At 72.5% G+C, this 20,534-nt stretch carries 16 protein-coding genes and 1 pseudogene; 6 read left to right on the top strand and 11 right to left on the bottom strand.

The window, feature by feature from the left end; translation table 11 throughout:
* Nucleotides 1-31: 31 nt before the first annotated feature.
* Entirely contained in the window at nt 32-3,832 is a 3,801-nt protein-coding gene (locus UW392_RS13015) for an AfsR/SARP family transcriptional regulator (RefSeq protein WP_320775100.1), read from the top strand.
* A 17-nt stretch (nt 3,833-3,849) separates the two neighbouring features.
* Here UW392_RS13015 and UW392_RS13010 read toward each other — a convergent pair whose 3' ends face one another.
* From UW392_RS13010 to panB, 3 genes are all read right to left on the bottom strand, one after another.
* Nucleotides 3,850-4,656 (bottom strand): ABC transporter permease, encoded by an 807-nt coding sequence (locus UW392_RS13010; protein WP_320775099.1) that lies wholly within the window; start codon nt 4,654-4,656, stop codon nt 3,850-3,852.
* On the bottom strand, nt 4,653-5,684 hold the full coding sequence (locus UW392_RS13005) for an ATP-binding cassette domain-containing protein (RefSeq protein ID WP_320775098.1): 1,032 nt from the start codon (nt 5,682-5,684) through the stop codon (nt 4,653-4,655). Before UW392_RS13005 ends, UW392_RS13010 begins: the two co-directional genes overlap by 4 nt.
* 199 nt (nt 5,685-5,883) lie before the next feature.
* Complete coding sequence (gene panB, locus UW392_RS13000; RefSeq protein ID WP_320775097.1) at nt 5,884-6,771, bottom strand: 3-methyl-2-oxobutanoate hydroxymethyltransferase; 888 nt, start codon at nt 6,769-6,771, stop codon at nt 5,884-5,886.
* A 247-nt stretch (nt 6,772-7,018) separates the two neighbouring features.
* Here panB and UW392_RS12995 point away from each other — a divergent pair, with 247 nt between their 5' ends.
* The 4 genes from UW392_RS12995 to UW392_RS12980 all read left to right on the top strand — a co-directional run bounded on the left by UW392_RS12995 (nt 7,019) and on the right by UW392_RS12980 (nt 12,269).
* Nucleotides 7,019-8,068: an endonuclease/exonuclease/phosphatase family protein gene (locus UW392_RS12995; RefSeq protein WP_320775096.1), complete on the top strand. Its 1,050-nt coding sequence runs from the start codon at nt 7,019-7,021 to the stop codon at nt 8,066-8,068.
* A gap of 123 nt (nt 8,069-8,191) precedes the next feature.
* Nucleotides 8,192-9,406, top strand: a complete 1,215-nt coding sequence (locus UW392_RS12990; RefSeq protein WP_320775095.1) for an MFS transporter — start codon at nt 8,192-8,194, stop codon at nt 9,404-9,406.
* A 94-nt stretch (nt 9,407-9,500) separates the two neighbouring features.
* Nucleotides 9,501-10,910 carry an MFS transporter gene (locus UW392_RS12985; protein ID WP_320775094.1) on the top strand — a complete coding sequence of 470 codons (1,410 nt, stop codon included), beginning with the start codon at nt 9,501-9,503 and terminating at the stop codon, nt 10,908-10,910.
* Nucleotides 10,911-10,970: 60 nt separating this feature from the next.
* Nucleotides 10,971-12,269 carry a hypothetical protein gene (locus tag UW392_RS12980; RefSeq protein WP_320775093.1) on the top strand — a complete coding sequence of 433 codons (1,299 nt, stop codon included), beginning with the start codon at nt 10,971-10,973 and terminating at the stop codon, nt 12,267-12,269.
* Here UW392_RS12980 and UW392_RS12975 read toward each other — a convergent pair.
* A complete protein-coding gene (locus UW392_RS12975; protein WP_320775092.1) occupies nt 12,262-13,701 on the bottom strand; it encodes an FAD-dependent oxidoreductase in 1,440 nt (479 codons plus the stop codon). The genes UW392_RS12980 and UW392_RS12975 overlap by 8 nt on opposite strands.
* Before the next feature lie 250 nt (nt 13,702-13,951).
* Between UW392_RS12975 and UW392_RS12970 the strand changes: the two genes are divergently transcribed.
* Entirely contained in the window at nt 13,952-15,064 is a 1,113-nt protein-coding gene (locus tag UW392_RS12970) for an agmatinase family protein (RefSeq protein WP_320775091.1), read from the top strand.
* Here the strand turns inward: UW392_RS12970 and UW392_RS12965 are convergent.
* From UW392_RS12965 to UW392_RS12935, 7 genes and pseudogenes are all read right to left on the bottom strand, one after another.
* Entirely contained in the window at nt 15,061-15,372 is a 312-nt protein-coding gene (locus UW392_RS12965) for a DUF6092 family protein (RefSeq protein WP_320775090.1), read from the bottom strand. The two genes, UW392_RS12970 and UW392_RS12965, sit on opposite strands and share 4 nt — an antisense overlap.
* Nucleotides 15,332-15,898: a nitroreductase family protein gene (locus UW392_RS12960; protein ID WP_320775089.1), complete on the bottom strand. Its 567-nt coding sequence runs from the start codon at nt 15,896-15,898 to the stop codon at nt 15,332-15,334. Before UW392_RS12960 ends, UW392_RS12965 begins: the two co-directional genes overlap by 41 nt.
* 84 nt (nt 15,899-15,982) lie before the next feature.
* Complete coding sequence (locus UW392_RS12955) at nt 15,983-18,343, bottom strand: excinuclease ABC subunit UvrA (RefSeq protein WP_320775088.1); 2,361 nt, start codon at nt 18,341-18,343, stop codon at nt 15,983-15,985.
* Between the two features lie 81 nt (nt 18,344-18,424).
* Nucleotides 18,425-18,841 (bottom strand): VOC family protein, encoded by a 417-nt coding sequence (locus UW392_RS12950; protein WP_320775087.1) that lies wholly within the window; start codon nt 18,839-18,841, stop codon nt 18,425-18,427.
* Nucleotides 18,842-18,851: 10 nt separating this feature from the next.
* A complete protein-coding gene (locus UW392_RS12945) occupies nt 18,852-19,271 on the bottom strand; it encodes a helix-turn-helix transcriptional regulator (RefSeq protein ID WP_320775086.1) in 420 nt (139 codons plus the stop codon).
* Nucleotides 19,272-19,282: 11 nt separating this feature from the next.
* Nucleotides 19,283-19,369 (bottom strand): annotated as a pseudogene (locus UW392_RS12940) (glutamine synthetase); the annotation flags it as partial.
* 217 nt (nt 19,370-19,586) lie between these two features.
* A complete protein-coding gene (locus UW392_RS12935; RefSeq protein WP_320775084.1) occupies nt 19,587-20,534 on the bottom strand; it encodes a pentapeptide repeat-containing protein in 948 nt (315 codons plus the stop codon).

Below are 20,534 nucleotides of genomic sequence, written 5' to 3'. Positions count from 1 at the left end.
GCTCCCCGGCCCGGCCGGGGACAATGGGCCGGTGCGCTACCGCATTCTCGGCACCACCCAGGCAGTCCGCCCCGACGGCGCCACCGTCCCCGTCGGCGGCGCGCGGCTGCGCGCCCTGCTGACCGTGCTCGCCCTCAGGGCCGGCCGGACCGTCCCCGCGGGCCTGCTGGTGGCCGAGGTGTGGGGCGAGGACCCGCCCGCCGACGCCCCGGGCGCGCTCCAGGCGCTGATCGGGCGGCTGCGCCGGGCGCTCGGCGCGGACGCCGTCGCCTCCGCCGACGGCGGCTACCGGCTGACGGCCGCCCCGGACGACGTGGACCTGCACCGTTTCGACCGGCTGGCCGGTGACGGTGCCCGCGCCCTGGCCGACGGCGACCCGGCGAAGGCCGCCGACGCCCTCGACGACGCCCTCGCCCTGTGGCGGGACCCCGTCCTCGCCGACCTGCCCGACCGCACCGCCGAGGCGGCCCGCTGGGAGCGGCGGCACCTCGACGCGCTGCGCGTCCGGCACACCGCCGCCCTCGGTCTCGGCCTCGGCCACGCCGAGCGGTCCCTGCCCGAGCTGACCGCCCTGTGCGACGCACACCCGCTGGACGAACCCCTCCAGGCGCTGCGGCTGCGGGCCCTGCGCGCCACCGGCCGCACCGCCGAGGCGCTCGCCGCCTACGAGGACGTACGCCGCCTCCTCGCCGACCGCCTCGGCTCCGACCCGGGCCCGGAACTCCGCGCCCTCCACGCGGAACTGCTCCACCCCGACCCGACACCCCCGTACCAGGCGCCCCCGTACTCGGGTCCTCCGTACTTGGGTCCCCCGTACCCGGGTGCCTCGTACCCGGGGACCCCGCACCAGGGACCCTCGTCCCCGGAATCGTCGTACCCGGGGACCTCGTACCCGCCGGCCCCAGGATCGCCGCCCGCCGCGCCGCGTCCGGCCGCGGGTGCCTCCGGTCCTTCCGCCGCGCATCCGGCCGCGGGTGCTTTCGCTTCTCCCGTCGTGGACGCCGCCGCGCGTCCGGCCGCGGGTATCTCCGCTCCTTCCGCCGCGCATCCGGCCGCAGGCGCCTCCGCTCCTCCTGCCGTGGACGCCGCCGCGCGTCCGGCTGCGGGTGCCTCCGCTCCTCCCGCCGCGCATCCGGCCGCCGGTGCCTTCGCTCCTTCCGCCGGGCATCCGGCCGCTGGCGCCTCCGGTCCTCCCGTCGTGGACGCCGCCGCGCGTCCGGCCGCCGGTGCCTCCGCTTCTCCCGCCGCGGACACCGCCGCGCATCCGGCCGCGGACGCCGCCGCCTCGCCCCCCGCCCGTGAGACCCGCCCGCGCGGGAACCTGCGGGCCCGGCTCACCTCCTTCGTCGGGCGGGACAGCGACATCGAGACGCTCCGTGCCGACCTGGCCGGCACCCGGCTCGTCACCCTGCTGGGTCCCGGCGGCTCCGGCAAGACCCGGCTCTCCCTGGAGGCGGCCGACACGGCGGGCCCGGAGACCGCCCGGGACGGCGCGTGGCTCGCGGAACTCGCCCCCGTCGACGACCCGGCCGCCGTCCCCGAGGCCGTGCTGACCGCCGTGGGAGGCCGCGAGACCGTGCTCTACGGCGCCGGCGCCGAGGAGCTGCGCGCGGTGTCCGACCGTACGGACACCGCCGTGGACCGGCTCGTGGAGCACGTCGGACGGCGCCGGATGCTGCTGGTCCTCGACAACTGCGAGCACCTCGTCGACGCCGCCGCCCGCCTCGCCGAGGAACTCCTCGCCCGCTGCCCCGGCGTCACCGTCCTCGCCACCAGCCGGGAACCGCTCGGCGTGCCGGGGGAGCTGCTGCGGCCGGTGGAGCCGCTGCCCGAGCCGTCCGCGCTGCGGCTCCTCGCCGACCGGGGCGCCGCCGCCCGCGCCGGATTCCGCGTCGACGCCGACGCCGGGACCGCGGCCGCCTGCGCCGAGATCTGCCGCCGCCTCGACGGACTGCCGCTCGCCATCGAACTGGCCGCGGCCCGGCTCCGGGTGCTCACCCCCCGGCAGATCGCCGACCGGCTCGACGACCGGTTCCGGCTGCTCACCTCCGGCAGCCGCACCCTCCTGCCCCGCCAGCAGACGCTGCGCGCCGTCGTCGACTGGTCCTGGGACCTGCTGGACGGCGAGGAACGCCAGGTGCTGGGCCGCCTGTCGGTGTTCGCGGGCGGCTGCGACCTCGCCGCCGCCGAGGCGGTGTGCGGCGCCGCCGCCCTGGACGCGGTCGGCTCCCTCGTCGACAAGTCCCTGGTGGTGGCCGCCCCCGACGACGACGGCGGCGAGATGCGCTACCGGCTCCTGGAGACCGTCGCCGAGTACGCGCGGGAGCGGCTCGACGAGACCGGCGACCGCGCCGCCGCCGCCCGCGCCCACCTGACGTACTACCGTGAACTCGCCCGCACCACCGACCCGTTGCTCCGCGGCCCCGGCCAGCTCGCCGCCGTGCGACGCCTGGAGCGCGAGTACGAGAACATCCGCACCGCGCTGCGGTACGCCGTCGCCGAACGCGACGAGCAGGAGGCGCTCTGCCTGATCCTGTCGATGGTCTGGTACTGGCAGGTGCGCGACCTGCGGATCGAGGCCCGCACCTGGTGCGCCGAGGTGATGACGCTCGGCCCCGACCCGTTCGCCGGCCCGGTCCGGCCCGCCGCCCCCGTCTGGGAGCGGCTGACGCACAACCCGCCCCCGATGACCGGCGAGGTCCTCGCCGAGGCCCGGCGCGGCGTCCACCTCGCCCACCTGGCCTGCATGGACACCGAACTGGACGCCTGGCACAACCCCAGGGCCCAGGAGAAACTCCAGATCATCGCGGACACCTACGAACCCGGCCTGCCGCAGACCTGCCGCAGCCCCGGCCTGCTCTGGTTCTACGCCGTGATGCTCACCGGCGACATGGAACGGCTGCGCGTCATCATGGACGCCGCCGTCGAAACCGGCCGCACCACCCCCGACTTCGAGTGGGAGCTGGCCGGCGCCCTCCAGATGCGCGCCAACCTCCTCGCCAACCGCGTCGAGTGGGCGGGCGACGCCGTCCGCGACGCCGACGAGGCACTGGAGATCTACGGCCGGCTCCACGACGCGTGGGGACTGGCCGAGGCGTACTCCTCCCGTGCCGAGGCCCGGGAACGCACCGGCGACGCCACGGGCGCCGCCGCCGACTACGAGGCCGCCAAGGTGTACGCGGAGAGACTCGACGCGCACGCCCAGGTGGACGTTCTCGACGCCCGGCTGGGCAGCGTCCTGGCCGACTCGGGCGAGATCGAGCGGGGCGAACGCGTGCTGCGCGAGGTGATCGACCGTACGGCCGGTTCCGCGCACAACGGGGCGATGCCCGCCGCCCGGCTCTTCCTCGCCGGGCTGCTCGGCACGACCGGCCGCGTCGCCGAGGCCCGCGAGCAGCTCAGACGGCTCCGGCAGGACTTCAGCATCGCCCAGTTCGTCGTCTTCGACGCCTTCATCCTGGGCACGGAGTCCTGGATCGACGCGCTGGAGGCCCACTACGAGGAGGCCCTCGACAAGGCCCGGCGGGCCCTGGAACAGGCCGGGGACCCGCTGTCGGTGACGATCGCGCCGCAGATGCGCTCGGCGTATCTGGTCATCGCCGCGCTGTCGCTGGCCCACGTCGACGGCGGGCGCCGGGCCCCGGACGCCGCCCGGTGCCTGGGCGCCGCCGCCGCGATGCTGCCGGCCGGGCACGTCGAGAACATGAGGGAGCGGAGCGTGCGGGAGCGGGCCGTCGAGGAGGCCCGAGCCGTGCTCGGCGCAGCCGCTTTCGACACCGCCTACGCCGAGGGCGGCGGCCTCTCCGTGGGGGAGGCCGCCGCCCTCGTCTGATTCCGCCGGGCGGGCGCTCAGCTCTTCGTACGGAACTTGTGGATGGCGACCGGCGCCATCACCGCCGTGATCGCCGCGGACCAGCCCAGGGTGATCCACAGGTCGTGGGCGACGGGACCGCCGACCATCAGGCCGCGCGCCGCGTCCGCGAGCGTGGAGAGCGGGTTGTAGTCGGTGAAGGCCTGGAGCCAGCCCGGCATCGACTGGGTCGGCGCGAAGATCGACGAGCCGAACTGGAGCGGGAACAGCACCAGGAAGCCCATCGCCTGCACGGACTGCGCGTTCTTCAGGACCACGCCGAGGGTGAGGAACACCCACATGATCGACGAGGCGAACGCCGCGGAGAGGCCCACGGCGGCGAGGAGCCCGCCCCAGTGGACGATGTCGAAACCGACCAGCACGGCGACGACCATCAGCACGGCCGTCGCGAACAGCATCCGCGCCAGCTCCACCGTGATCTTCGCGAACAGCACCGAGCCGCGCCCGATCGGCAGCGACCGGAAGCGGTCCATCACGCCCGAGTTGAAGTCCTGGCTGAACCCGGTGCCGACGCCCTGCGACAGCGTCATGCTCATCATCGCGATCATGCCGGGGATCACGTACTGGACGTAGCCGTCCTGCCCGCCGCCCAGCGCCTGGCCGATCGACCCGCCGAAGACGTAGACGAAGAGCAGGGTGAAGACGACCGGCATCAGCAGCGCGTCGAACATCGACTCCGGGTCCTGCCGTATCCACAGCAGGTTGCGGCGGATCAGGGCGCCGGTGTGGCGTACGTGCGCACGCGGGGAGATACGGGCATCGGGGGTCACGGTCACGGCGCTCATACGGCGACCTCCTCGCGGTTGTCGGCGGTGGCGGGCACGGTGTCCTGCGGGGCACCGGCCCTGTGGCCGGTGAGGGAGAGGAACACCTCGTCCAGGCTGGGGAGTTCGGTGGTGACGGAGGCGAGTGTGATGCCGCGCGCGGTGACGGCGCCGACCACGGCGGTCAGCTGCTCGTCGCTGAGGATCGGCACCAGCACGGTGCCGCGCTCGGCGTCGACGGTGGTGGTGGCGAGCCCGGTGATGCCGAGCCCGTCGAGGTGGCCGGCGAGCGGGGCCAGCTGTCGCGGGTCGGCCGGGCGGACGCGCAGCGTACGGCCGCCGACCTTCGCCTTCAGCTCCTCGATGCCGCCGTTCGCGATGACCTTCCCGCGGTCCACGACGGTCAGCTCGGAGGCGAGCTGCTCGGCCTCCTCCATGTACTGCGTGGTCAGCAGGACCGTGACGCCGTCGCCGACCATGGCCTTGACCTCGTCCCACACCTCGTTGCGGGTGCGCGGGTCCAGGCCGGTGGTGGGCTCGTCCAGGAACAGCACCTGCGGCCGGCCGATCATGGAGGCCGCGAGGTCGAGCCGCCGGCGCATACCGCCGGAGTAGGTGCTCGCGGGCCGCTTGGCGGCCTCGGTGAGCGAGAACCGCTCCAGCAGCTCGTCGGCGCGGGTACGGGCGTCCTTGCGGGACAGGTCCAGGAGCCGCCCGATCATGTAGAGGTTCTCCCAGCCGGGGAGCTTCTCGTCCACGGAGGCGTACTGCCCGGTGAGACCTATCACCCGGCGCAGCTGCCGGGGCTGGCGCAGGACGTCGTACCCGGCGACCGTGGCCTCGCCGCCGGTCGGCTCCAGCAGGGTGGACAGGATGCGGACCAGGGTGGTCTTCCCGGCGCCGTTCGGCCCGAGCACGCCCATCACGGTGCCCTCGCGCACGTCCAGGTCCACCCCGTCCAGCGCCTTGGTCTCGCCGTAGTGCTTGACCAGCCCCCGTACACGGACGGCGGGGCGCGCACCGTCGGGGCGGTTGTCGATTCGCTTCATGGGGACGACGGTGCCAGCCCCCGCCGACATCCCACCGACATATCGCCGACAGCCGTTCCGACAGCCGTGCGACCGTTCCGACAGGCGTGCCTACAGCCGTGCCGACAGTCGTGCCGACGCGCCGGGGCCCCGCCGACGGGGGAAGGATCGGCGGGGCCCCGGTTCCGAACCGCGATGGCTCTTCGAGAGGGAGCGGTCCCTAGTGGACGGAGTGCTCCTCCTGCGGGAACGTTCCGCCTACGACGTCCTCGGCGAACGCCTTCGCCGCGCCGGTCATGACCCCGCGCAGGTCGGCGTATTTTTTGACGAACTTCGGCATCCGCCCGCCGGTCAGCCCGAGCATGTCGGTCCAGACCAGCACCTGCGCGTCCGTGTCCGGACCCGCGCCGATGCCGACGGTCGGAATGTGCAGGGTCCGGGTCACCTCGGCGGCCAGCTCGGCCGGCACCAGCTCCAGGACGACCGCGAAGGCGCCCGCGTCCTGCACGGCCTTGGCGTCGCGCAGCAACTGCTGGGCGGCCTCCTCGCCGCGGCCCTGCACCCGGTAGCCCATGGAGTTCACGGACTGCGGGGTGAGGCCGATGTGCGCCATCACCGGGATGCCGGACTCGACGAGCAGCCGGATCTGCTCGTGCGACCGCTCACCGCCCTCCAGCTTCACGGCCCCGGCGCCGGCCTCCTTCACCAGCCGCATCGCCGAGCGCAGCGCCTGCACCGGGCCCTCCTGGTACGAGCCGAAGGGCAGGTCGGCGACGATCAGCGCCCGGCCGGTGCCGCGGACCACCGCCGCGGACAGCATGGTCATCTCGTCGAGGGTGACGGGGACGGTGGTGTCGTACCCCAGGTGACAGTTGCCGGCCGAGTCGCCGACCAGCATGACCGGGATACCGGCCTCGTCGAACACGGACGCGGTCATCGCGTCGTACGCGGTGAGCATCGGCCACTTCTCGCCGCGCTCCTTGGCGAGGGCGATGTCGCGGACGGTGACGCGGCGGGTGCTCTTCCCTCCGTACAGCGCCTTGCTGCCGTCGGAGGGTGTGGTGGCTTGCGCGCTCGATGCGCTCCGGGCAGCGGAAAGCTGCGTCATGGCGACGGCTCCTTCATGTCATCTCGAGGCGCCCTGACGGCGTCCCCGGATCTCCTCCATGGTGGCACCTGGTGCCCGCGTCGGGCTAGGGGACCCACGTCACGTGGTGCCGACCGCAACCGCGCACGCGTACCGGGTCGTCCCCGTGCGAGTACGACCCACACAAGTGGGCCGGAACCGGACTGTTCATCCCCTAGTGTTTGGTCGCACGGGGTGACCGTGTGCACAGCAGGCAGTGAGGCGAGTGATGGCGCAACAGGCGTATCTGGCGGAGACGGACGACGGAGGCCCGCGGTCCGGGCGCCGGCAGGACCGGCTCCGGCGCCTGCGGCACCGGGTGACCCGGGGCTGGCGCGGCCGGCCCCTGTGGACCAGGGGAATCGTCACGGCGGTGGTGGCGCTCCTGCTGGCCGGGGTCATGGCGGGCCACGCCCGCATCCCCAACCGGATCGGCAACCTGGGCAGCCTCACGGAGACCTTCCTGCCCTGGCTGGGGCTGCTGCTGCCGGTGCTGCTGCTGATCGGGCTCTTCCGCAAGTCGGCGACGGCGCTGATCGCGCTGCTGGTGCCGGTGACGGTGTGGCTCAACATGTTCGGCGGGCTGCTCACCACCAAGTCCACGGGCGGCGGCGACCTCACGGTGGCCACGCACAACGTGAACGCCGACAACGCGGACCCCGCCGGGACCGCCCGCGCCGTCGCCGCGTCCGGCGCGGACGTGGTGGCGCTGGAGGAGCTGAAGGCGTCGGCGGTGCCGACGTACGAGAAGGCGCTGGCGTCGGCGTACGAGTACCACGAGGTGGTCGGCACCGTCGGGCTGTGGAGCAAGTACCCGATGACCGGTGTGGAGGCCGTCGACATCAAGCTGGGGTGGAAGCGGGCGATGCGCGCCACGGTCGCCACCCCGTCCGGCCCGGTCGCCTTCTACGTCGCCCACCTGCCGTCGGTGCGGGTGAAGCTGGAGGCCGGTTTCACGGCCCGGCAGCGGGACCGCAGCGCGGACGCGCTGGGCGAGGCCATCGAGAGCGAGAAGACCGAGAAGGTGATCCTGCTCGGTGATCTCAACGGCACGATGAACGACCGTGCGCTGAACGCCGTGACCTCGCAGCTGCGCTCCACACAGGGCGCGGCAGGTGACGGGTTCGGCTTCAGCTGGCCGGCGTCGTTCCCGCTGGCGCGGATCGACCAGATCCTGGTCCGGGGCGTCGAACCGGAGAGCAGCTGGACCCTGCCGGAGACGGGCAGCGACCACCTGCCGGTGGCGGCGCGGGTGAAGGTCGACACGTCGCGGTCTTGAGGGCCTCCGGGATCTTCAGGGTCCTGAAACGCGTGCGTCACCTGGTGGAATACTCGACCTGAGAGACTTTGTTCCGTACGTGAACTTAAGTTGCTCTGTTGGTCTCGAAAGGTGAAGCCCCTCATGCCCCTGGCCCTGCTCGCCCTCGCCGTGGGCGCCTTCGGCATCGGTACCACGGAGTTCGTGATGATGGGGCTGCTGCCCGACGTCGCGGACGACCTGGGCATCTCGATCCCCTCCGCCGGCCACCTCGTCTCCGCGTACGCGCTCGGCGTCGTCGTCGGCGCCCCGCTGCTCGCGGCGCTCACCGCCCGCATGTCCCGCCGCACGGTCCTCATCGGCCTGATGGCCCTGTTCGTGATCGGCAACGCCCTGTCGGCGGTCGCCCCCGACGACCACCTCCTGCTCGCCGCCCGCTTCGTCAGCGGACTGCCGCACGGCGCGTTCTTCGGCGTCGGCGCGGTCGTCGCGACCGGCATGGTCGCGCCCGAGCGCAAGGCCCGCTCCGTCTCCCTGATGTTCCTCGGCCTGACCGTCGCCAACATCGTGGGCGTCCCCGCCGCCACCGCCGTCGGCCAGTCCCTGGGCTGGCGTGCGGCGTTCTTCGGCGTCAGCGCGATCGGCGTCGCGGCGATCGCGGCACTGGCGTTCCTGGTCCCGCGCGACCGGCCCGCCCCGGCCGGGACGACGGCCGGCCTGCGCGGCGAACTGGCGGCACTGCGCTCCCTGCCCGTCTGGCTGGCCCTCGGCACGACGGTGGCGGGCTTCGGCGCGCTCTTCTCGGCGTACAGCTACATCACGCCGATGCTCACCGACACGGCCGGGTACGCCGAGACCAGCGTCACCCTGCTCCTGGCCCTCTTCGGCGTCGGCGCCACGGTGGGCAACCTGCTCGGCGGCCGCCTGGCCGACCACTCCCTGCGCGGCACGCTGCTCGGCGGCCTGGTCTCCCTGGCCGTGATCCTGGCCCTGTTCCCCCTCCTCCTCCAGACCCAGGTGACGGCGGCGCTGGCGGTCGCCCTCCTGGGAGCCGCCGCGTTCGTCACCGGCTCCCCCCTCCAGCTGATGGTCATGGAGAAGGCGTCGGCGGCCCCGTCCCTGGCGTCCTCCGCCAACCAGGCGGCCTTCAACCTCGCCAACGCGGGCGGCGCCTGGATCGGCGGCCTGGCCCTGTCGGCGGGGTTCGGCACGACGTCCCCGGCGCTCGCGGGCGCGGCCCTGGCGGTCCTCGGCCTGATGGTCGCGGGGGCGGCGTGGGCGGTGGACCGGCGGACGGTGACCCCTGGCCGGGTGGTCGCGGGGTATGTGCCGGAGGCGGCGGAGGCGGTACGCCACTGAGGTCCCCGCCGCGTGGACGCGGCTCACCCGCGCCCTGGCGGAGTGACTCACCGCTCCGCCGTGTGCGACCGCCCCGAACGGTGACCCGGGACGCGTGTCCCACGCGTCGGAGCAGCACCACGTCACCGCCACCGTCACCGTGGCCGTACTCGGCGTCTTCTGCGTCTACCTCCCGGTGAACGCCGTGGCGGCCGCGCTGCACGACATCGCCGCCGCCACGGGAGCCCGTACCGCCCAGTTGCAGTGGGTCTCCGACGCCTACGTCATCCCGATGGCGGCGGCCGTGCTGTCCGCCGGGGTGTTCGGGGATCTGTACGGCCGCCGCCGTGTCTTCGCCCTGGGCCTGGCCCTCACCGGTACCGGGGGGACCCTCGCGGTGGTGGCCGGGCTGCTGGGCGGCGGCGCCGCGCTGCCGCTGCTGTGGGCCGGGCAGGCCGTCTCCGGTCTCGGTGCCGGGCTGCTGCTGCCCACCACCCTCGCGCTCATCGCCCATGCCGTTCCCGACGAAGGCGGGCGGGGCCGCTGCATCGGGTGGTGGGCCGCCGGGGTGGCCGCCGGACTCGCGCTCGGCCCGCTGGTGTCCGGGGCGCTGCTCGCGATCGGCGCCTGGGGGTGGGTCTTCCTGCCCGCCGCCGTCCTCTCCTTCGCCACGCTCGGGTACGGGTACCTGTGCCTGCCGGAGTCGAAGAGCCCGGAGGGCCGCCGCCCGGACTGGCCGGGGCAGCTCACCGCCGCCCTCGCCATCGCCGCCCTCGTCCTCGGCGTCATCGAGGGCGGGGCCAGGGGCTGGACCTCCGCCGTCGCGCTGGCCGGCCTCGCCGTCGGCACCCTCGCCCTGGCCGCGTTCCTCGCCGTCGAGCGGCGCGCCCCCGCCCCGCTGATGGACCTGCGGCTGTTCGCCTCGCCCGGCTTCGCCACCGCCGGCTTCGCCTCCGTGATCGCCCTCTTCTCGACCGTGGGCTTCACCTTCCTGCTCAGCCTCTATCTGGGGGACGTCCACCATTACTCCGCCCTCGACGTCGGCCTGCGGCTCTTCCTCTTCGCCGGGGTCAGCGCGGTGGTCAACGTGCCGGTCGGGTACCTGATGGGCCGCGTACCGCCCCTGGTGGTGCTCACCGCCGGTCTCGCCCTGGGGACCGCAGCCGTCTTCCTGTTCACCGGGGTCGTCCCCGGCACCGGCTTCGGCGGCCTCGCCTGGCGGCTGGCGCTCTTCGGCGTCGCCGTCTCCCTGATGCTCACCTCCGTCACGGTCGTCTCCGTCAACGCGGCGCCCTGGCATCTCGCCGGCATGGCCTCCGCCACCAGTACCGCGCTGCGCCAGTTCGGCGGCGCCCTCAGCCCGGCCGTCCTGGGCTCCGTGTACGCCGGGGGACTCACCGGGGCCGGCGGTCCCACCGCCGCCTTCCACACGGCCCTGGTCGTCACCGGCGCCCTGCTGGCCGTCGGCTTCCTCGGCTGCCTGGCCGTCCTGGCCGCCGAGTTGCCCGGCCGAGAAGGACCCTGATACTGGAAAGAGCGCTTTACGCCTCATTTGCCCACCTGTGTCCATGCCCCGGGAGGATGTGTGCGTGGCAGCGACGATCTGTTCGTGATCAGACAGCCGGAGGACCCGGCGGAGCCCGCCGTCCTGCGCCGGTACGACACCCCCGACGGCTCGGGCCCACGGCCCGTCCCCGGCACCGAGGGCCTGTGGCAGACGGCGGCCACCGGGGCGCCGGACCAGGAGAAGGCCGTGCGGCGCGCCTTCCAGCGCGTGCACACGCTCGGCGAGTACCTCGGCGAGGGCGACTTCGCGACGGGCGCCGACGCGCTGATCGTGCGGAGCCGCAGGGACCAGGCCCACAAGGCGGTCTTCGCCGGGGCCGAGTTCGGCGGCAGCCGCCACCGCGTCCACATCAAGGGGGCCCGCAACCTCCAAGGCACGGCCCGCCACGCGGACCGCGTGGAACTGGTCAGCGGCGTCTGCCTCTTCAGCCACCGCAACCTGCGCTTCGTCGACGAACACGGAGACCGCACCGAACTGCTGCGCGCCGACGCCGCCCCGCCGGCCGCCCGGCTGCGGTCCATCGTCACCGAGGGCGAGCTGTCGTTCTACGAGTACGAGACCGTCGTCCGCCAGGCCCGCGTGATCGGCGACGTCGCCGCGATGCTGCCGTCCTCCCTGCCGCTGACCGTCACCCTCGACGTGCCACGGGTCCAGTACTACCTGTACCTCCTCGACGCCTTCCAGGGCGGCCTGGTCGCCACCGAACTGGTCCAGGACTACTTCCGCCTGGTCGACGGCCGCTACACCCAGGTGCTGGACCTGTTCCGCCGGCACATCCGCCGCGCCCTGGACGCCACCGGCCGCACCGACGCCACCCTGCGGGTCGCGCCGGGGCTCGACCCCCTGGCCGAGTGTCTGTGGGAGGCCGTGACCACCGGCGGCGTCCCGGACGACGAGGACCTTCTCGGCCTGATGCTCGCCACCGGTGACCCGCTCTGGAAGGAGCTGCGGGAACTGGACGTCCCGCACGGCCGCCACTGCCTCGGTTACACCAGCTACCTCGCCGAGCTGCTGCGGGCGACCGGCCTCTCCGACGAGACCGGGGGCGCCCTGAGTATTAACGTGGACAGCTTCGGCGAGGCGCTGCTGTTCGACCAGGCCCGGCAGTTGCGGCAGCGGCTCGACCCACCGGACGACGGCCTGCCGTCGCTGGGCATCTACGCCGCCGAGACCGTGCAGACCCTGCGCCCCGACGGCCACGCGGCCTCGCTCTACCTGACCGACCCCGGCCGGTACGCCGTCGACGAGGACGGCGCGCGCGTCGACCTCTTCGGTCTGGTCGACGGGGTGTACGCACCGCGTCCCGGCGTCACCTGAGATAGGTGACCAGCAGCGACCACAGGGCCTCGGGCACGGGGGCCTGCTGCCAGGTGCGCCGGACCTCCGCACCACGCGGGTGGTCCCCGTCGGCGGCCAGGCCCCGCAGGCTCTGGTGCAGCAGGTCCGCCAGTACGCCCTGCATGGGGGTCGGTGTTCCGCTCGGCGGGAGGAAGAGGTCCACCAGCTCCGGCAGCCACCGTTCGAGGGTCTCGGGCAGGGCGTGCGGGGTGATCGGACGGGTCGGGTCGAAGGGGTGCGCGGCGACCGGGTCCAGCGTCAGGTGGTCGGCGATCATCTCGGCGAGGCGGGGCGCGAGGAGCATGCCGTTGCGGTAGGTGCCGGACGCGATGAGCACCCGCGGATCGGCGGTGGGGCCGACCAGCGGGAGGTGGTCGAGGGTGAAGGGGCGGTACCCGACGCGGGTGCCGACGAGCTGGCCCTCGTAGAGCTTGGTGCTCAGCTCCTCGCCGGCCTCGCGCAGCAGGTCGGCCAGTTCCATGACCAGCGGGAACCGGACGGCCGCCGAGGGGGAGAGGCGGTTCGTGGCGCCCAGGTAGACCGTCCCGTCGGCGCGGGGCACCAGGTGCATTCCGCAGGCGAAGTCCCGCATCGGGGTGCGGACCGCGGCCGGCAGCTCGACCGGGACGTCGCGCAGCAGCGCGCTCACCCCCTTGCCCGCCAGCATCGGCGGCAGCGCCAGGTCCAGTTCCCCGCTGCCCGCCACCAGGTCGGTCAGGCCGACGCCGACGGCCAGCACGACGCGCGGCGCGGCGACCTCGGGTGTGCCGGGCGCCCCGGCGCAGGTGACGGTCAGCCCGCCGCCGTCCGACGGACGCAGACCGGTGGCCTCCGCATCGGTCCACTCCACGTGCGCGTGGGCGTGGAGCGCGTCGGTCAGGGCGGCCATCAGCTCACCCGAGTCGACGGTGGCCTCACCGGGCAGCCACAGGGCGCCGTGGGCGGTGCAGGACCGGGCCGGGGACAGGCCGGGCACCTCGCCCGGGTCGTGCCGCTCCGCCACGTGGCCGTGGCCGAGCGCCGCGTCGGCGATGGCGTCCAGCTCCCGCGCGTCGCCACGGCCGCCGGTGGTCGCCACCACCCACATGCCGGGTGTCAGGGCGAGCGGCCTGCCGGTCGCCTCCCGCAGCGACGGCAGCCACGCGTCGTACAGGTTCCGCGCGGCCACCCGCTCGCCGACCTCCAGGGCGACACGCTCCGGGCTGTCGGAGGCCGCCACCTCGCTGAACGGGGCGAGCATCGCGCCTGCCGCCCGGGACGCCTGTCCCTGGTGCGCCCCCGAGCACGGCCCGACCAGGTGCACCCGCAGCCCCCGGCGGGCGGCCTCCCAGGCCGTGGCCAGTCCGATGACGCCCGTACCGACGACCGCGACATCCGCGCGCGTGTCAGCGCCCGTGTCAGTTGGCAGCATCAGCTTTCCCTTCGGGTGCTTCGGCCGGTACGCCGGTAGCCTCGCGGTGCACGCACGCTTCGCCACCGACGTTTCCCGGACGCCGGGCCGCGCGCACCTCCGAGGGCTCCGTTCGAGGGAGTGCGCGCCGTCCACCGGGCGGGCCGGGCCGCCGCCGGGAAGGACGGTCCCGGGGGACCGGGCAGGACGGCCCCGGGAGCCGGCCGGAGACCGCCGGTCGCGCCCCGTACGCGACGACAAGGAGCGCCCCGTGCAGGACGACGCGACCGCGGACGCCTGGAGACGGCGGATCGACCGCAGGGGCGGCCCACGGCGCGAGCCCGGCCCGATCGACCTCCAGCGCTACGCGTTCACACCCCCGTACGCCGGTATCGCGACCCTCTTCGGGCTCCCGCTCTGCCTCGACCAGGACGACCTGCGCGCGGGGCAGGTCGACGTGGCGGTCCTGGGAGCACCCGTGGACATGTCCACCGGGCACCGGGGCGCCGCCTTCGGCCCGCGGGCCATCCGGGCGGACGAGCGGTGCCTGCCGCACACCCCGCAGCTGCTCATCAACCCCACCACCCGTGTCAAGCCCTTCGAGGAGCTGACGGTCGTCGACTACGGCGACGCGGCGGTGGACTGGTTCAGCGTCGAGAACTCCATGGAGCCCGTCCGCGCCCTGGTCCGCGAGATCGCCGAGACCGGCGCCGTTCCGATCGTGCTCGGCGGCGACCACTCGATCCTGTGGCCCGACGCCGCCGCGATCGCCGACGTCTACGGGGCGGGCAACGTCGGCGTCATCCACTTCGACGCGCACCCGGACTGCGCCCCCCACCTCTCCGGGCACCTCGCCTCGCACGGCACGCCGATCCGCCGGCTCATCGAGGACGAGCACATCCCCGGGCGCAACTTCATCCAGATCGGCCTGCGCAGCGCGATCGTCCCCGAGGACGGCCTGCTCGACTGGATGCGGGACAACGGGCTGCGCGCGCACTTCATGGCCGAGATCGACCGGCGCGGCTTCGACGCCGTCCTCGACCAGGCCATCGAGGAGGCACTGGACGGTCCCGAGCACCTGTTCCTGTCCCTGGACATCGACGTGCTCGACCCGGCCTACGCGCCCGGCACGGGCACCCCCGAGCCGCCGGGCCTGACCAACCGCGAGCTGCTGCCGGCCATCCGCCGCATCTGCCACGAGACCCCGGTCGTCGGCATGGACGTCGTCGAGGTGGCGCCCCACCTCGACCCCACCGGCACCACCGCGATGAACGCCCGCCGGGCCGTCTTCGAGGCGGTGTCCGGCCTGGCGGCGCGGCGCATGGGGCTGCCGGGTCCCGACTACGTCGACCCCCGGGTGGCGGGATCGTCGGAAGCGCCCTAGTCGCGGGGCTCCTTGACGACCGTCGCCACCTGCTCGCACAAGGAGTCCAGCAGGTCGGGGGAGTGCTCGTGGTTCTGCGGTCCGGTGAGCACCTCCTCGATCCGGGCGCGGACGGCGTCCAGCCGGGGTTCGCCGGCCTGTGCCTCGTCGAGCAGGTCCAGTACCCGGGCGGCGGCGCCCAGACAGCGCATCGGCCCGTAGTTCTGCGGCTCCTGCAGCAGACCCCGGGCGCTGCACAGCAGGTTCCCGGCGAGCAGGAGCAGTTCCTCACGCAGCGGGGCCGGGAGCGTGCTGTCCGAAGACTTCATAGCTGATCACTTCGCTTCTGGGTCGGCGCTTGGACATCTGGCGCTCGCCGGCCGGGTGGCCCATCGGCACCATGAACACCGGCTCGATGTGGTCGGGCAGGTCCAGCAGCACCCGCAGGACCCCGGGCCGGAAACTGGTGACGGGGCAGGCGCCCAGCCCGTACGCGTGAGCCGCCAGCAGCAGGGTGTTGACGGCCATGGTCACGCAGAGCCGCGGTGCCCCGTCCTGCGAGGCCAGGTCGAGGCGTTCGCCGTCCACGCAGGCGACCACCACGGCCTGCGGCCTGCCCACCAGTCCGGGCGAGAACGCCCGCAGCCGCCGCAGTGCCGTGGCGTCCCGCACCACCACGAAGGCCCACGCCTGGGCGTTGCTCCCGGTGGGCGCCGACAGCATGGCGTCGAGCACGTCCTCCAGGACCCGGTCCTCGATGGGGGCGTCGGTGTAGTCGCGCACGGCACTGCGGGTGCGTACGACCCGCACGAACCGCTCGGGCGACAGGACCTCACTGCATCGACCGTCAGTCACCCCTCCGGTATAACCGGACCTCGGGCGGGCAGCCACCCGGGCCACCCGCCCGTGCCACCCGCCCGTGCCGTCACGCCCGTGCCGTCACGCCCCCACGTACGCCGCCAAGTGCTCACCCGTGAGCGTCGACCGCGCCGCCACCAGGTCGGCCGGTGTCCCCTCGAACACGACCCGTCCGCCGTCGTGTCCGGCGCCGGGGCCCAGGTCGATGATCCAGTCCGCGTGGGCCATGACCGCCTGGTGGTGTTCGACGACGATCACCGACTTGCCGGAGTCGACCAACCGGTCGAGGAGGCCGAGCAGTTGCTCCACGTCCGCGAGGTGGAGGCCGCTCGTCGGCTCGTCGAGGACGTAGACGCCGCCCTTGTCGGCCATGTGCACCGCCAGCTTCAGCCGCTGGCGCTCGCCGCCGGAGAGGGTGGTGAGGGGCTGGCCGAGGGTGAGGTAACCGAGGCCCACGTCCGAGAGCCGGGTCAGGATCCTGTGCGCGGCGGGGGTGCGGGCCTCACCCTCGGCGAAGAACTCCAGCGCCTCCGACACCGGCATCGCCAGCACCTCGGCGATGTCCCGGCCGCCGAGCCGGTGGACGAGGACGGAGGCGTCGTAGCGCCGCCCCTCGCACTCCTCGCAGGTCGTGGAGATGCCGGCCATCATGCCGAGGTCGGTGTAGACGACGCCCGCGCCGTTGCAGTTCGGGCAGGCGCCCTCGGAGTTGGCGCTGAACAGGGCGGGCTTGACCCCGTTGGCCTTGGCGAACGCCTTGCGGATCGGGTCGAGCAAGCCCGTGTACGTGGCCGGGTTGCTGCGCCGGGAGCCGCGGATGGCGCCCTGGTCGACGGAGACCACGCCCTCGTCGGAGCGGACCGAGCCGTGGACCAGGCTGCTCTTGCCGGACCCCGCGACGCCCGTCACCACGCACAGCACCCCGAGCGGGATGTCGACGTCCACGTCCCGGAGGTTGTGCGTGGTCGCGCCGCGGATCTCCAGCGCGCCCCTCGGCTCGCGCACCGTGTCCTTGACCTTCGCCCGGTCGTCGAGGTGCCGGCCGGTCAGTGTGCCGCTCGCCCGCAGCCCCGCCACGGTCCCCTCGAAGCAGACCGTGCCGCCGCCCGTGCCCGCGCCGGGCCCGAGGTCCACGACGTGGTCGGCGATCGCGATCGTCTCCGGCTTGTGCTCGACCACCAGCACCGTGTTGCCCTTGTCGCGCAGCCGCAGCAGCAGGTCGTTCATCCGCTGGATGTCGTGCGGGTGCAGGCCGACGGTCGGCTCGTCGAAGACGTACGTGACATCCGTGAGGGACGAGCCCAGGTGGCGGATCATCTTCACGCGCTGTGCCTCGCCGCCGGAGAGCGTGCCCGAGGGGCGGTCCAGGGAGAGGTAGCCGAGGCCGATCTCGGTGAAGGAGTCGAGGCTGTGCCGGAGCGCGGTGAGGAGAGGCGCCACGGACGGGTCGTGCAGCCCCCGTACCCACTCCGCGAGGTCGCGGATCTCCATCGCGCAGGCGTCCGCGATCGAGACGTCCCCGATCCTCGACGCCCGGACGGCCGGGCTGAGCCGCGTACCGTCGCACTCCGCACAGACACCGGTCGTCGTCGCCCGCAGGACGAAGGCGCGGATGTGCGGCTGGAGGGAGTCGACGTCCTTCGACAGCATCGACTTCTGGATCTTCGGGATCAGGCCCTCGTAGGTGAGGTTGATGCCGTCGACCTTGATCTTGGTGGGCTCCTGGTGGAGCAGCGCGTGCAGTTCCTTCTTGGTGAACTCCGCGATCGGCTTGCCCGGGTCGAAGAAGCCGCAGCCCCGGTAGATCCGGCCGTACCAGCCGTCCATCGTGTAGCCGGGGATGGTCAGCGCGCCCTCGTCCAGCGACTTCGTCGCGTCGTAGAGCTGGGTGAGGTCGATGTCGGAGACGGTGCCGCGCCCCTCGCAGTGGGTGCACATACCGCCGGTACGGCTGAAGCTGACCTTCTCCGTCCTCGTCTTCTCGCTGCCCCGGTCGACGGTGAAGCCGCCGCTCGCGGACACCGACGCCACGTTGAACGAGTAGGCGCCGGGCGGCCCGACGTGCGGCTCGGCGAGGCGGCTGTAGAGGATGCGCAGCATCGCGTTGGCGTCGGTGACGGTGCCGACCGTGGAGCGCGGGTCGGCGCCCAGCCGGGACTGGTCGACGATGATCGCGGTGGTCAGCCCGTCGAGGACGTCGACCTCCGGCCGGGCCAGTGTCTCCATGAACCCCTGCACGAACGCGCTGTACGTCTCGTTGATCAGCCGCTGCGACTCGGCCGCCACCGTGTCGAACACCAGCGAGCTCTTGCCCGAGCCGGAGACCCCGGTGAACACCGTCAGCCGGCGCTTCGGTATCTCGATGCTGACGTCCTTGAGGTTGTTCTCCCGCGCTCCGTGTACGCGGATCAGGTCGTGGCTGTCGGCGGCGTGCGTGGTCATGTGTGTCGTCTCCCCCTGTGGATCTGGACCGGCCCCCGGCCCCGTCCCCGGGGGCCGGGAGACCTTACCGGACGGCCGTGGCTAACGCTTGCGCGGCTGGTTGAAGCGGAGCATGTTCCCCGCCGGGTCCCGGAACGCGCAGTCGCGCACACCGTACGGCTGGTCGATCGGCTCCTGGAGCACCTCGCCGCCGGCCGCGCGAATCCGCTCGAAGGCGGCGTCCACGTCGTCCGTGGAGAAGATCACGCCCCGCAGCATCCCCTTGGCCAGCAGCTCCGCCATCGCCTTGCGGTCGGCCTCGGGCGCCATCGGGTCGGCGAGCGGCGGCTCCAGCACGATCTCCACGTCCGGCTGGCCGGGCGGCGCCACCGTCACCCAGCGCATCCCCTCGAAGGCGACGTCGTTGCGGACCTGGAAACCGAGGACGTCGCGGTAGAACGCGAGAGCCTTGTCATGGTCGTCGACCGCTATGAAGCACTGTGCGAGTTTGATGTCCATGACGCCGACGCTACGAGGTGGCGGCGCCCGGCGCTTCTCCATTCCTGACCGGACGCGTACGGACTTTCGCGACGCACGCCGGAATCGGTGCCCCCGTCTCGTGCGACCGGGCCTTGTACGCGCTCGGCGACTCCCCGACCAGCTCCGTGAAGCGCGTGCTGAACGACCCCAGCGACGTACACCCCACGGCGAAGCACACCTCGGTGACGCTCAGATCGCCCCGCCGCAGCAACGCCTTCGCCCGCTCCACGCGCCGGGTCATGAGATAGCTGTACGGCGTCTCCCCGTACGCGGCCCGGAAACTCCGCTGGAAGTGCCCGGCCGACATCAACGCGACCCGCGCCAGCGCCGGGACGTCGAGCGGCTCGGCATAGTCCCGATCCATGACGTCCCGCGCACGGCGCAGCCGCTTCAGGTCATCGAGGTCCATACGGCGCCCGCCTACAGCACCGGCAGGTTCTTCCGCAGCTCGAACGCGGTCACCTCGGAGCGGTACTCCTCCCACTCCTGGCGCTTGTTGCGCAGGAAGAGATGCATATTCGTCATGGGCTCAGGCTACGGCGTAGATCGGGCGTAGCCCAGCGGGGGAGCGGTCGGTGTTGGTCGTCGTTGGTCGCTGTGGGCCGTGCTCCGACGGCCCACAGACGGCCCGGCCGCGGTTGGTGTACCGGAGGACTTTCCCTTCTCACGGGCTATAAGAGCCATACCCGGAGACAGGCAAGAGGTGGCGGCAACGGAACTCGGCCTATTCGAGAACCGTTGTAGGGCCCGATAGGATCGTACCCCGAACAGTGGCCCCAGACAGATCTGCGTCCTCAAGATTAGCCTCAGTTAAATCGGCCTCGGTTAGATTGGATTCCTGGAGGTTGGCTCGGCGGAGATTGGCTTTGCTCAGATTCGTCCTGTACATTTCTGCGGCGCTAATCGTGGCTCCTACCAAGCTAGCTTCGGAAAGGTTAGCTCCATCTAGGATTGATGCGGACAAATCTGCCCTATCGAACGTCGCTTGTTCGAGATGTGCCTCATTCAGGGACGCTGTGAACAGTGTGGCTTCCGATAGATCTGCTTCGAAAAGATCTACCGCAGTGAGTGAAGCGCGTAGCAAATTCGCTCGAATCAGTGTGGCTTTCCGCATGTTGGCTCGCACGAGTGACGTATCCGACAAGTTGGCTTCGGTCAGCACGGCTCTCGACAAATCGACGCCATCTAGTGACGCTGCGGACAGGTTTGCGCCGGTGAGGTCAGCGTCGTTTAGTTTGACGCCGGCAAGGTGTAGGTCATGTAGGTCGATTACCTCTCGAGCGTCCACATGGATGCGTGACTCAATTCGCGTAAGAGCGGTGAGTGCCTCCTGGATATCTGCCGCTATTTCCTGGAGCATGTATGGCGCAACTGAATCAGCAGTGCTTGTCTCTTCGTTGTCGGTGATTGTTCTTCTGATGGCTATATCTGATCTCGGGGTGCGGTCGCGAATGAAATGCCCCAGGACGCGGGCCGCGTCAGTGGCGGCTTGCTCAGGTGCGTCTCGGACGATTTGCTCAAGTGCGAGAATGCCGCCGATACGTACGTATTGTTGATCCGAACCGAGGCGCTCCAATGCCTTGGTGAAACGTTCGGTGATTTGTCCGCGCCGAGTGAGACGGTAATTGCGCGCGGTGTAGAGGAGGGCGATGCCAGCGCCGAGCGCGGCCAC

This window comes from Streptomyces sp. CRN 30 (genome assembly GCF_034105845.1).
Note: the sequence above shows the minus strand (reverse complement) of the source record. Positions and strands in the feature narration are given on the sequence as shown.